This window comes from Nocardia concava NBRC 100430 (assembly GCF_000308815.1).
In the GTDB taxonomy this organism is placed as follows: domain Bacteria; phylum Actinomycetota; class Actinomycetes; order Mycobacteriales; family Mycobacteriaceae; genus Nocardia; species Nocardia concava.
In genome coordinates this window covers 32318-44065 of record NZ_BAFX01000132.1, presented here as the reverse complement: position 1 = coordinate 44065, position 11748 = coordinate 32318, and the positions used below count along the sequence as shown (strand labels likewise).

Annotated in this window: 12 protein-coding genes; 5 read left to right on the top strand and 7 right to left on the bottom strand. The window is 70.5% G+C overall.

From position 1 onward, the window contains the following. Positions 1-147 precede the first annotated feature (147 nt). A complete protein-coding gene (locus ON43_RS30710; protein WP_040813156.1) occupies positions 148-498 on the top strand; it encodes a hypothetical protein in 351 nt (116 codons plus the stop codon). A 96-nt stretch (positions 499-594) separates the two neighbouring features. On the opposite strand, the gene ON43_RS30705 is transcribed toward ON43_RS30710, so the two are convergent. Both ON43_RS30705 and ON43_RS30700 read right to left on the bottom strand, forming a co-directional pair. Beyond that, positions 595-1281 (bottom strand): SGNH/GDSL hydrolase family protein, encoded by a 687-nt coding sequence (locus ON43_RS30705; protein WP_040813155.1) that lies wholly within the window; start codon positions 1279-1281, stop codon positions 595-597. Then, positions 1278-2738: an MFS transporter gene (locus ON43_RS30700; protein WP_040813187.1), complete on the bottom strand. Its 1461-nt coding sequence runs from the start codon at positions 2736-2738 to the stop codon at positions 1278-1280. Before ON43_RS30700 ends, ON43_RS30705 begins: the two co-directional genes overlap by 4 nt. 122 nt (positions 2739-2860) lie before the next feature. Here ON43_RS30700 and ON43_RS30695 point away from each other — a divergent pair, with 122 nt between their 5' ends. Then, positions 2861-3490, top strand: coding sequence for a TetR/AcrR family transcriptional regulator (locus ON43_RS30695; protein WP_245568820.1), 630 nt, complete (start codon positions 2861-2863; stop codon positions 3488-3490). A 119-nt stretch (positions 3491-3609) separates the two neighbouring features. Here the strand turns inward: ON43_RS30695 and ON43_RS30690 are convergent, their stop codons facing one another. The 4 genes from ON43_RS30690 to ON43_RS30675 all read right to left on the bottom strand — a co-directional run bounded on the left by ON43_RS30690 (position 3610) and on the right by ON43_RS30675 (position 6481). After that, positions 3610-3945 (bottom strand): YnfA family protein, encoded by a 336-nt coding sequence (locus ON43_RS30690; RefSeq protein WP_040813154.1) that lies wholly within the window; start codon positions 3943-3945, stop codon positions 3610-3612. An 80-nt stretch (positions 3946-4025) separates the two neighbouring features. Further along, positions 4026-5258, bottom strand: a complete 1233-nt coding sequence (locus ON43_RS30685; protein ID WP_040813153.1) for a Dyp-type peroxidase — start codon at positions 5256-5258, stop codon at positions 4026-4028. Then, on the bottom strand, positions 5251-5811 hold the full coding sequence (locus ON43_RS30680) for a copper chaperone PCu(A)C (RefSeq protein ID WP_040813185.1): 561 nt from the start codon (positions 5809-5811) through the stop codon (positions 5251-5253). The genes ON43_RS30685 and ON43_RS30680 overlap by 8 nt, the downstream gene beginning before the upstream one ends. A 118-nt stretch (positions 5812-5929) precedes the next feature. Continuing rightward, entirely contained in the window at positions 5930-6481 is a 552-nt protein-coding gene (locus ON43_RS30675; RefSeq protein ID WP_245568818.1) for a hypothetical protein, read from the bottom strand. A 119-nt stretch (positions 6482-6600) separates the two neighbouring features. On the opposite strand from ON43_RS30675, the gene ON43_RS30670 reads away from it, so the two are divergent. The 3 genes from ON43_RS30670 (at position 6601) to ON43_RS46445 (ending at position 10469) form a co-directional block, all read left to right on the top strand. After that, positions 6601-7287: a response regulator gene (locus ON43_RS30670; protein WP_086008058.1), complete on the top strand. Its 687-nt coding sequence runs from the start codon at positions 6601-6603 to the stop codon at positions 7285-7287. Positions 7288-7474: 187 nt separating this feature from the next. Then, positions 7475-8461 (top strand): HAMP domain-containing sensor histidine kinase, encoded by a 987-nt coding sequence (locus tag ON43_RS30665; protein WP_051179464.1) that lies wholly within the window; start codon positions 7475-7477, stop codon positions 8459-8461. Between the two features lie 73 nt (positions 8462-8534). Continuing rightward, positions 8535-10469, top strand: coding sequence for a DUF4153 domain-containing protein (locus ON43_RS46445; protein WP_245568817.1), 1935 nt, complete (start codon positions 8535-8537; stop codon positions 10467-10469). Here ON43_RS46445 and ON43_RS30650 read toward each other — a convergent pair whose 3' ends face one another. Next, positions 10470-11678 (bottom strand): hypothetical protein, encoded by a 1209-nt coding sequence (locus tag ON43_RS30650; RefSeq protein WP_040813151.1) that lies wholly within the window; start codon positions 11676-11678, stop codon positions 10470-10472. Positions 11679-11748: the final 70 nt, after the last annotated feature.

The window sequence follows — 11748 nt, the reverse complement described above, 5'->3', positions numbered from 1 at the left end:
CCACCGGACACCGCGGAGAGCCATTGGGAGAGGACTACCCGGCCGGTAGCGGGGTGAAACCCGTGGGGACCGGTCTGGACGACGCGAAATCCGGTTTGTACTACCGACTGTCGTTTTTCGGGGTGTGATCGATTACCGTGTGCAGTCATGACCTTCGTCTACAACCTCGTGGTGACGGCTCATCTGCTCGGTATGGCGGCGGTGGTCGGCGGGTATGTCGCCTCCCGGCCGCGAGTGTCGGAACTCATGGTGTGGGGTGCGCGGACCCAGATCATCACCGGTGTGGTGTTGCTGGGCATGGCCGAGTCGATCGATTCGCTGGGCAAGGACCCGAACATGGCGAAGATGATCGTGAAATTGGTGATCGCGGTGCTGGTCGCGGCGTTCGCGGAGATGGGGCGTGCGGATGCCAAGCGCGGCAAGGAAGTCGCCTGGATGTGCGATGCGGCCGGCGGGCTGGCAATCCTGAACGTCTTGGTCGCGGCCTTGTGGAAGTGACGGGACGATAAGCCCGACAGCGACATAGCGGATCTTCTTCACGAAAGACGATGCCGCACAGTGTGCCTGAGGTCACGCTGTGCGGCATTCGGCGTTTCAGGGGCGGCGCACCAGCTCGGGCGGAAGTTCGCGGGCGGTGTGGCGGCCCAGGGTCTTGGCGAGTTCGGCGGCGACCACGGCGTGCCCGGCCATGGTGAGGTGGATGAGATCGGCCGAGAGCCAATCGGTTCTGAGTCGTGCGGGGTGGTCCCAGAATTCGGTGAGGATGGCGTCGTGGCGGTGCGCGACGCGGCGCACGGCCTCGGCGAATTCGGCGAAGCGCGGGCGCAGCGGGGCCATGCGGCCGGTGAAGGAATCGGCGAGGGTGAACAGCGACAGGCGCGCACCGGTCGCGGCGACCCGCGCGCACAGCTCGTCGAGGGCGGCCTCGACGTCGGCCAGGGTGGCGTCGCGCAGGAACAGATCGTTGCCGCCGCAGCTGATGTGGACCAGATCCGGGGCGAACGCCTCGAGCACGGGCAGCTGCCGGGTGTGCACGTCGGCCAGGACGGCGCCCATCTTCCCGGTGTTGAGGTAGTCGGTGCCCGGGTGCGCGGCGGCGAGCCAGCGCGCCAATCGGTCTGCCCACGGCAGGGTTTCGTAGCCGGGCCACGGGTCGCCGGTGCCTTCGGCGGTGGAGTCGCCGATGACGGCGAAGCGTCGCCAGGGCACATCGCGCAGCAGGGCGGTCGCGGCGGCGTCGGAGAGGGTGAAGGGGTCGGTGGCTTCGGTGCGGTCGCTCATGCGGTGGGCTCCTGGGCTCGGACGGGCACGGCGGTGAGAACGGCCGCGAGGACGGCGATCGCGGCGCAGATCGCGAACAGGGTGTGGAAGGCGGTCAGCGGCTGGGCGGGGTGAGCGGCGAAGACGGCGGCCAGTACCGCGACACCCAGTGCGCCGCCGGATTGGCGGGCGGTCAGATTCATGCCGACCCCCGCGGCGAACCGTTGCGGCGGAAGCGATCTCGCGGCGGTGGTGCCGAGCACGGTGATCAGCAGGCCGATGCCGCCGCCGCCGAGGATCCCGGCCGGTATCCACGCCTTCCACAGCGCGGGGGTGGCGTCCCAGATATCGGTGCTCATGTAGAGGGTGGAGGCGGCGAACATCAGCGCGCCCAGCACTCCGAGCCAGCGCTGCCACGACACGGGCGCGCGGCCGGCGAGGACAGCGGTGACCATGGAGGCGACCGCGCCGACGGTCATGGCTCCCGCCGACTCCAGGACCGAGTAGTGCCAGACGGCATCGAGCCACAGGGGTCCGGCCAATAGCCAGGCGAACATGGTCACGCCGAACACGAACGCGACCGCGTTGACCAGCGCGTAGGAATGGCTGCGCCACAAGCCGACCGCGATGGCCGGACGCGGGTGGCTGTGGGACCGCCACAGCGCCAGCGCCAGTAGCGCCAGCCCGCCCAGACCGCAGGCCAGGGTGCGCCAGTCGCCCCATCCCCATTGCTGGCCCTGGGTGACGGCGGCGACGACCGCGCCGATGCCGAGGCCGGTGGCCGCGGTGCCGAGCAGATCGGGCAGTCCGTGCGGATGGCGCTGATCGCCACGCGTGAGCTGGAGACCGGCCGCGAGCAGCAGTGCGGCGATGGGAACGTTGATGAGGAACACCGACCGCCAGCCGAACCAGTCGACCAGCGCGCCGCCCACGGCCGGGCCGACGGTGGCGGCGAATCCGCCCGCCGCGGTCCAGGCCGCCGTGGCGACACCGATGCGTGCGGGCGGGGTGACGCTCAGGACCAGGCCCAGTCCGGCGGGGATCAGGAAGGCCGCGGTGCCGCCCTGGAGGAAACGGCCCGCGATGAGCCAGTCCGCGCCGGGGGCGAGTGCGCACAGTAGGGAGGTGAGCGCGAATCCGGCCAGGGCGGTGAGGAATACGCGTCCGCGGCCGAGCGCGTCGGCCAGTTGCCCGGCGGGAGTGAGCAGGGCGGCGAAGGCGACGGCGTAGCCGCTGACGACCCAGGTGAGGGTGGTGGGGGCGGTGCCGGGGTAGTCGCGGGTGATGGCCGGGAAGGCGATGTTGACCACCGACAGGTCGAGGAAGCTCATGAATGCCGCGCCGGAGGCGACCAGCAGAGCGCGTCGCGCGGTGGTGGATCCGGTTGCGCCGGAGATGGTTTCGGTGTCGGGCTGATGGTTGTCGGCGGGTGGTGAGGGATTCGGAGGTGCGGGTTGGTGGTGCGTGAGGTCGGTCATCGCGAGGCTCTCCACGGAACGGGTTGTCGAGACGGGATCAAATCTGTACGCACGATCGTTCGTATTGTTGAAAAGTACGACCGATCGTGCGGTTATGCAACAGTTGGTGCGAAGATGGAAAGGTGGATGAACCGGTGCAGGACTCCGAGCAGGAGATTTCCGATCAACGGCTACTCAAGGGGGCGCGCGCCCGGGCGACGATCGCCCGCCACGCCGCCGAGGTGGCCTCGGTCGAAGGGCTGACGGGATTGAGTCTCGGGCGGCTGGCCGGGGATCTGGGGGTGAGCAAATCCGGGGTGGCGACGCTGTTCGGCACCAAGGAGAAGCTGCAACTCGCCGCGGTGGCCTCGGCGCGAGAGATGTTCATCGACACCGTGATTCGCCCCGCCTACAGCGAAGAACGCGGCATCGCGCGGCTGCGGTCGATCATCGAGCACTGGTTCGAGTACATCGCCGCGCCCATGCTGCCGGGCGGCTGCTTCCGCGGTGCCAGTGTCCCCGAATTCGATTCGCGCCCGGGTCCGGTGCGTGATGCCCTCGCTGCCGACCGTGCCGATTGGTTCGCGGTGCTGGAGAAGGAGATCGGGCGCGCTCAGGAGCAGGGCTACATGCCGGGTCTGGATGCGCACGCGGTGGCGTTCCAGCTCGACGCGATCATCGCCGCGGCCAATACGGCGTCGCGGATGGGTGATGAGAGCGCGCTGCCGCTGGCCCGCACGCTCGTCGACGGGTTGATCGGTTCGCCGCGCTGAGTGTCATCCGCTCGCTGAGCGGCGCGTGGAGGCGGTTGTTTCGCGCTCTGCAATTCTGCATCGAATGCGTGAATGCAGTTCGGTCGCAGTCGGTTTCACGTGGATCAATCCCGCGTGTCTCACGCTCCGCGTGGCGCGTACATGATGAGCGCGACACCGAGCAGGCATACCAGTGCGCCGGTGACATCCCAGCGGTCGGGCCGGAAGCCGTCGAGGACCATGCCCCACAGCAGTGATCCCGCCACGAACACGCCTCCGTAGGCGGCGAGGATGCGCCCGAAGTTGGCGTCGGGCTGCAGGGTCGCGACGAACCCGTAGCACCCGAGCGCGACCACTCCGGCGCCCATCCACGCCCAGCCGCGGTGTTCGCGCACGCCCTGCCAGATGAGCCAGGCGCCGCCGATCTCGGCGACAGCGGCCAGTCCGAACAGCAGAATCGATCGCAGCACGCTCATGTGAGCAAACCTAGAGCATCGCGCCGCAGCGGCGCTCGCCCCGGCCGGACCGTGCGTGCACACGGTCCGGCCGGATGCGATCAGCGTTGTGCCGCAGCGTTTTCGAACAGCTGCTGGCCGAGGTAGCCACCGGGGCCGGGGACGCCGGGCGGGATGGCGAAGACCGCCGACCCGATCGGGGTCGTCCACTGGTTCAGGGCGTCGAATTCGGCCAGTCGCTGCTGGACCGGCAGGTATTGGGCGTCGATGTCGCGTTGGAAGGACGCGAACAGCAGGCCCGAGTTGGAGACGTGCCCGGGGGCGGGCGCGTCGTCGTAGTTGTAGCCGCGGCGCAGGAATCGTTCCCCGTCGTGGGCGTGGTGGGCGCGGGCGATGTGGGAGGACGGCGGGATCTTCGGGATGCCGTAGGAGTCCACGGCCGCGAAGTCGGGATCGTCGAATTCCCTTGTGCCCGACAGGGGTGCGCCGGTGTCGACGGTGCGGCCGATGGTGATGGCGCGCCCGTCGGCGTCGAGCTCGTCCCAGGTCTCGAGGACCATGGCGATGCGCCGCAACACCATCGAGGTGCCCCCGGCCAGCCACGGCCGGTAGCCGCCGTCGTCCCACACCAGGCGATCGAAATCCGGTGTGTCCGGGGCGATGTTGACGGTGCCGTCGACCGAGCCCATGAGGTTGCGCATGGTCTGGCCCTTGGCGGCATTGCGGAATCCGCGCTGCACCCATTTCACCGCGACCAGCGATTTCACGTGCTTGGATAGCACGCGCACGGCGTGCGAGACCGTGGTGGCCTCGTCCGCGCAGATCTGCAGCACCAGATCGCCGCCGCACCAGGCGGCGTCGAGTTTGTCGATGCTGAAGGGCGGCAACGGTTTCAGCCAGTGCGGGCGCTGATCCTCGAGCTGGGCGACGGTGAACAACTGCGGCCCGAATCCGACGGTGACGGTGAGCCGGGCCGGGCGTACGGCCAGTTCCGGTTCGGTGTCGGCCAGGGCGGGGCGGCCCTGGGTGAGTCGCGACGCGTCGTCGGTCCAGATCTTGAGCAGCCCGATGATGTCCTCGCGTCCCACGCCGGGCAGCAGGTCGAAGCCGACGAACGTCGCGTGCAAGGGCGGTTCGGTGGCGATGCCCGCCTGGTGGCGGCCGTAGAACTCGACGGTGTCCAGGCCTTGGTCGCGGTCGTGTTCGCGGTGGGTGAGTGTGGCCGCACCCCAGCCGAGCCCGGCCGCCCCGGCCGCGCCCGCGACGGCGGCCGAGCCGCCGAGCAGTCGCCGCCGGGACAGGCGGGCGGGGTGCGCCTTTTCCTGGTCAGCCACCGTGGGCGGCGTTGTCGCCGGAGGGCTGGTAGTTCTCCTTGCCGCCGGCGAAGTCACGCACCTGGGCGGTGACGGTGGTGGTGGAGCCGTCGGCGAAGGTGAAGGTGATGGGGGTTTCCGCGCCGGTGCGCAGCGGGGCCTTCAACCCCATGAACATGAGGTGTTCGCCGCCGGGCTTCAACGTGATGCTGCCGTGGGCGGGGATGACGAAGCCGCCGGCCTTGGGGCGCATGGTCTTGTCGCCGGTGCCGTCGGCCACGACCTCGTGCAGTTCCACCGTCGCCGAGGCCGGGCTCGACGCCGCGACCATGTTGACCGGCTTGTCGGATTTGTTCTCGATGGTGCCGAAGGCGGCGGACATGCCCGAATCGGCGGCCTTGATCCACTGATCGGACATGGTGACCGAGTCGGCGGCCTTGGCCGAGGCATCCGAGGCGGTCTGGGAGGAGGAGCAGGCCACCGGCAGCAGGGCGAGGGTGGTGATGGCGGCCGCGGCGCCGAGGCGGCGCGCGAATCCGCCGGTGCGCAGGCGGAAGGTGTGGCAGCGGGGCATCTGGGACATGGGAGGTCTCCGGGTGTCAGAGGGAGGGAAGCACTCCGGACCGGGACACGACGAAACCCGTTGTGCGCAGGGCACGGCCGACCACGAGGGATCGGCGCGGGTCGCGGTACTAGGCCGGAGCGAAAGAGAAGAACGGTGCGGCGGGCACGGGTGGGCCGCGGCGTCCGATACCGGGACTGACCAGCAGACGGGAGACCTCGGCGCGATCATCGGCCGCGCGGGAGCGGACCGGCCGTGCGGGCGGCTGCGGAATCGAGGCCAGCGCCAGGATGAATCGCCGCACACTGGTGACGGCGCGGCGCATGCCCGCCTCGGCGGCGCGAATCACCAACGCGCCCACCGGGATCGCGATCAGGTGCGCCAGCAGCATGGCCGGGGAGGAGCTGTGATGGTGATGGCCCGGCGACATCGACAGCGCCGCATGCCCGATCGACTGTCCCGCGGCCAGCATGGCCATGGTCCCGGCCAGCCCGTAGCGCGGGCGCAGCGAGGCCACCACGACCCCGATCAGCGTGCACGCGGCGAACAGCAGCGCCAGCGAGGAACCGTCGGGCAGGGTCGCGCCACCGCCGAAGCCGTGCGCGAGGATGGCCACCGCGCCCGAGGACGCGCCGACGGCAGCGCCGCGCAGGCGCGCGGTGTGATCCGTCGATGAGCGCACCCGGATATGCTACGACGCGCTGTCGTGGATGATGCTTCCAGGTGGTATGACCGGCGTCTCCACGAGATCTTCACAATCGTGGCGAACCTTCTCCACGGCGGTTGCTTAAGGTCAGCTGCATGGAAACCAGTCCGAGGAGCCCGCGCCGGATCCTGGTGGTCGAGGACGAGCCGACCATCGCCGAATCCATTGCCGCGCGGCTGCGCGCCGAGGGGTACGCGGTCGACCTCGCCCACGACGGGCCCGCCGCGGTCGAATCCGAGGCCGCCGGTGACCCGGATCTGGTGGTGCTGGATGTGATGCTGCCCGGGTTCGACGGCCTGGAGGTGTGCCGTCGCATCCAGGCGCGGCGGCCGGTGCCGGTGCTCATGCTCACCGCCCGCACCGATGAGACCGACATGCTCGTCGGGCTCGGTGTCGGCGCGGACGATTACTTGACCAAGCCGTTCTCGATGCGGGTGCTCACCGCGCGGGTGCATGCCCTGCTGCGGCGGGTGGAGCGGACCGCGGCTCCGGCGGCGACCATCTGTGTCGGGGATCTGCGCATCGACACCGATCAGCGTCGCGTGTGGCGGGGTGAGGACGAAACCCAGCTCACCCCCTTGGAGTTCGAGTTGCTGGTGCATCTGGCGCGCCGTCCGCGCACCGTGCTGGCGCGGGAGCGACTACTCAGCGAGGTGTGGGGGTGGGCCGATGCGTCGGGCACCCGCGCGGTCGATAGTCATATCAAGGCGTTGCGCCGCAAGCTCGGCGCGGATCTGATCCGCACCGTCCACGGTGTCGGCTACGCCCTGGAGACACGATGAGCGGCGAACGGGCCCCGCGATGGGCCGTGTGCGCGCATCCGAGCCGCCTGCGGCCGTGGCCGTTGGGCGAGTGGATCCGCGACACGGCCTCGGGGCGAGAGGCCGAAGCGGGGGACGGGCGCGGGGAGGGGCAGCGGTGAGCATCGGAGAATCCTTGCGGGAGACCGGGAATCGGGTGGTGGCGTGGATGCCGCGGCCGCTGGACCGGGTGCCCTCGATCAAGATGAAGCTGGCCATCCTCATGGTGGGGTCGGGTGCGGTGGCGTTCGGGTTCTTCGCACTGCGTATCGGCTGGCTGCCGCCCAAGACCGCCATCGCGGCCACGCTGCTGGCGTTGATCCTGTCGCAGGTGCTCGCGCACGGGATGACGCTGCCGCTGCGGGAGATGACCGCCGCCGCCAAACACATGGCCCAGGGCGACTATTCGCGGCGGGTACGGGCCACCTCCCGCGATGAGGTGGGGCAGCTGGCGGAGGCGTTCAACCAGATGGCCGCCGACCTGGCCGCCGCCGATCAGCAACGGCGCGAGTTCATCGCGAATGTCTCGCACGAATTGCGCACGCCCATCACGGCATTGGGGGCGGTGCTCGAGAACCTCGTCGACGGGGTGTCGCAGCCCGATCCGGCGACGCTGCGGACCGCGCTCGCCCAGACCGAGCGGCTGAGCCTGCTGGTATCGGAGCTGCTGGCGCTGTCGAGCGTGGAGGCCGGTGCGGTGGCACTGGACCGGGAACCGCTGCTGGTGGAGCCGCTGCTGAAGGAGGTTGTCGCCGAAGCCGAGGTGATGGCCGCCGCGATCGACCGCCCGGTCCGCTTCTCCATCGCCGTGGCCACCCCCGATCTGACCGTGTACGCCGACCGCGCCCGCCTGCACCAGGTGCTGCTCAACCTCCTCGACAACGCCACCCGCCACGGCCCCGCCCACGGCGAGGTCCGCCTGCACGCGCACGCCGAGCGCGCCGCGACCGTGCTCGAGGTCTCCGACGACGGCCCCGGCATCCCGGTCGCCGAACGCGCCCGCGTCTTCGAACGCTTCACCCGCGGCGGCCGCGCCACCGGCGGCGGCACCGGCCTGGGCCTGGCCATCGCCCGCTGGATCGTCGACCTGCACGGCGGCACCATCGCCGTCGCCGATCCGGGCTCCCGCATCCGGGTCACCCTGCCCACCCTCTGACACCCATCAACCCCGTCACCCGCAGCGCCCCGCGCTCCCGGGACGGTCCCGCACACCCATCGGAGGCTCCGCCATGCCCGAAAACCCACCCGCCACACCCGATCCCGCCCCGGTGTCCGGCGATTCCGTGCCGCCCGCACCGCAGCCCGCGGCCGCCGAACCCGACATCGAGGTGGGCCCGCCGGCGTGGCCCGCACCACCATTCGGGCCGACCCCGGACCCGGCGGCTCCGGCGAACCTCGCCTCGCTCCTGAATCATGTTCCGCCGCAGCGGATTCCCCCGCGCTCTGTGCGGGCTCCACTGCCCGGCGGCCTGCTCGCCGCGGTGGGCGCTGCCGGCCTGGCCGGGGCGATCCTCGTTCCCGTGGATCGGCCGGGGGTGGGCTGGCTGCTCGCGGGTCTGGCCGTCGCGGGCACGGTGTACGGGGTCGATCGCGCCGCTCGCCGAGCAGCTGGGCGGAACAGTGTCGGCGCGCAGGCGACGACACGCGCGGATCGGCCCGGGTCGAGGGGTCCCGGGCCGGACGCGGTGGCAGGTGAGGGCCTCGCGGCGAGTTCGGTTGGGGCCGGAGCCATTCGGCGCGGCGGTCTCGGTGTGACCGGGCACGGCACGCGGGATCGGCGCTCGGCTGCGGATTCGTCCGCGACGGTGGACGCGCCCGGTGCTGAGGAATCCGCCGGGCAGCGGGTCGAGGTCACCGGCACGGAGTCGGTCACCGGAGCGATCCGCAGGTGGCCGAATCGTGCCGGGTGGGAACGGATTTCGTGGACGGTGCTCGCGCTGGCCTTGCTGGGGGTCGGGGCGGTGCGGGATGCGCCGTGGCTGTTCGGGGTGTGTGTGGTGGGGGCGATGGTGGCCGGGTCGCTGGCGGTGGTGCCGCGGTCGGTGTACGGGTTGTGGTTCGACGTGCTGTCGGTGCCGTTCGCGGGGATGACGTCGTTGCCGTGGCTGTTTCGCGCGGCGCGCGAGACCCGGGGGCGCGCGACGGTGGGGTCGCAGCGGGTGTGGTGGTCGGTGGCGGTGGCCGCGGCGCTGCTCGTGGTGGTGGTGCCGTTGCTGGCGGGGGCCGATGCGGTGTTCGCGGGGATGGTGAACGGGCTGGTGCCGAGTATCGATGTGCCCGCGGTGGTGCGGTGGGGGCTCGTGTTCGTGGTGGTCGGGCTCGGGACCGCCGGGATGCTGTACCTGCTGGCCGCGCCGCCGCCTGCCGCCGCGGCCGAGGGGAAGGACCGGAGCGCAGGGGGCTCCGGTGCCGAGAGCGCTGATCGGTTGGGCTGGTTGGGGATTCGGCGGTTCTCGCCGGTGGAGTGGGGAATTCCGGTGGGGGCGTTGACGGTCGTGTTCGCGGCGTTCGTGGCCACCCAGGTGGCGGTGTTGTTCGGCGGCGACGGGTATGTGCAGCGCACGGCCGGGTTGACCTATGCGGAGTATGCGCGCAGCGGGTTCTGGCAGCTGTCGATCGTGAGCATGCTGACGCTGGCGGTGATCGCGGGGGTGCTGCGGTACGCGCGGCAGGAAGCGGCGAGTGAACGGCGTTGGCTGCGCGGTGCGATCGCGGTGGTGTGCGGATTGACCCTGCTGATCGTCGCCTCGGCGCTGCATCGCATGTGGACCTATCAGCAGGCCTACGGGTTCACGGTGCTGCGGCTGCTGGTGGAGGTGTTCGAGGGCTGGATCGCGCTGGTGTATCTGCTGGTGCTGGCGAGCCTGATCTCGTTGCGGCGCGGCTGGGTGCCGCGCGCGGCGATCGGGGCGGCGGCGGTGACACTGCTCGGGTTGGCGGTGTTGAACCCGGAACGGTTGATCGCCGAACGCAATATCGACCGGTGGCAGGCGGGCAAGAGACTGGACACGAGCTATCTGAGCACCCTGTCGGCCGACGCGCTGCTGGTGGTCGACGGGCTGCCCGACCCGCAGCGCGCCGCCATCGCCGATGTCATTCGCGCTCGGCTGGAACGCGATCCGTGGCAGGGCTGGAACTACGCGCGTGCCACCGCACGCCGGTGATCAGCCGAAGCTGACCGGCGTCCAAGTGCGGCCCGCGTCCTTGGTGGTGAGCATGACGCTGGGCGAGTGCTTGGGTCCGGCCTGCTCGATGATCACGAATCCGGTTGTCGCGGAAACGAAATCGCCCGACCGCGCCGCCCAGTCCTTGCCGGGTGCGGTGTAGGCGGTGGTCCAGGTTTCGCCGCCATCGGCCGAGGTCAGGAGATGTTCGTCGACCGCGGCGACCAGATGCGTCGGGTCGGCGGGAAACAGGTTGGCAGTGGCGGACAGGGTGGGTGAGAGCTGTCCGGTCTCGGTAAAGCTGACGCCGCCGTCGAGGGAGGTCATCAGGTGTGTGGTCGTGGTGTCGTTGGTGCCGGGCCCGGGGCGGCCGCACAATGCCACGACCCGCTTCTCGGTGAGGGCGTGCCAGTCGGCGGGTCCGTTTCCGCCGCAGGGCAACTGCCACGGCGACCAGGCACCGTTGACGAGCCGGGCCCCGGTCTTGGTGCGGTTGGTGACCACCAGCCAGGCCCGGTTGCCGACGACGCTGACCTCGGCCGAGGGATCGGGTCCGCCGCCCATCGCGACAGGCAGATCGGTGGTCTCGCTCCACGAGTCACTGCCGAGGGGACTGGAGAACAGCACCACCTTCTCACCCGGCTGCGTGGCGGCGACGTAGGCGCTGTCCTCGGAGAACGAGATCGTCCACCAGTCCATTACCGCGTTGATGTCGAGATCGACCTGATGCCAGGTTGTTCCACCGTCGTGAGTGGAGAACATCAGCCCCCCGGCGCGGATCCAGCCGTTGCGGGAGTCGGCGAACTTGATCCAGCCGTCGTTGTGAGCGGCGGTCCGCAGCGGGGCCGGGAGCGGCTCCTGCTGCCAGGTGCGCCCGCCGTCGGTGGTGTGGCGCAGCTCCCGGCAGGGTTCGCCGCTGCACGGATAGGTGCGGCCCAGCACCCAGCCCTCGTCCTCGGAGATGAAGTTGATCGAATCGGGTTGGAAGCCAACCGGATCCACCTCGACCACAAGATTTCCGGGTGACGGTGCGGGGGTGGCGCTCGGAGTCGTGGGTGCGGAGCTCTGCGCGCGGGCGGTGGTGTGGGCTCCCGTGTCGAGGCCGTTGCCGCCGGGATCGATGGTGAGTGCCGCGACCACCCCCGCCGCCAGGACCGGTGCTCCGACTCCGACGACTCCGGCCAGCACGACCGGATTCCGCAACCCCACCGGTCCGGACTCCCTTCGACACAACCCCGGACCGGTGTCTCCGGGCACTCACCCGGACGGCCCTGCGGCA

Coding starts and splice junctions, on each gene's coding strand:
- ON43_RS30710 (WP_040813156.1), top strand. CDS start 148: ATGACCTTCGTCTACAACCTCGTGGTGACGGCTCATCTGCTCGGTATG.
- ON43_RS30705 (WP_040813155.1), bottom strand. CDS start 1,281: ATGAGCGACCGCACCGAAGCCACCGACCCCTTCACCCTCTCCGACGCC.
- ON43_RS30700 (WP_040813187.1), bottom strand. CDS start 2,738: ATGACCGACCTCACGCACCACCAACCCGCACCTCCGAATCCCTCACCA.
- ON43_RS30690 (WP_040813154.1), bottom strand. CDS start 3,945: ATGAGCGTGCTGCGATCGATTCTGCTGTTCGGACTGGCCGCTGTCGCC.
- ON43_RS30680 (WP_040813185.1), bottom strand. CDS start 5,811: ATGCCCCGCTGCCACACCTTCCGCCTGCGCACCGGCGGATTCGCGCGC.
- ON43_RS30670 (WP_086008058.1), top strand. CDS start 6,601: ATGGAAACCAGTCCGAGGAGCCCGCGCCGGATCCTGGTGGTCGAGGAC.
- ON43_RS30665 (WP_051179464.1), top strand. CDS start 7,475: ATGCCGCGGCCGCTGGACCGGGTGCCCTCGATCAAGATGAAGCTGGCC.
- ON43_RS46445 (WP_245568817.1), top strand. CDS start 8,535: ATGCCCGAAAACCCACCCGCCACACCCGATCCCGCCCCGGTGTCCGGC.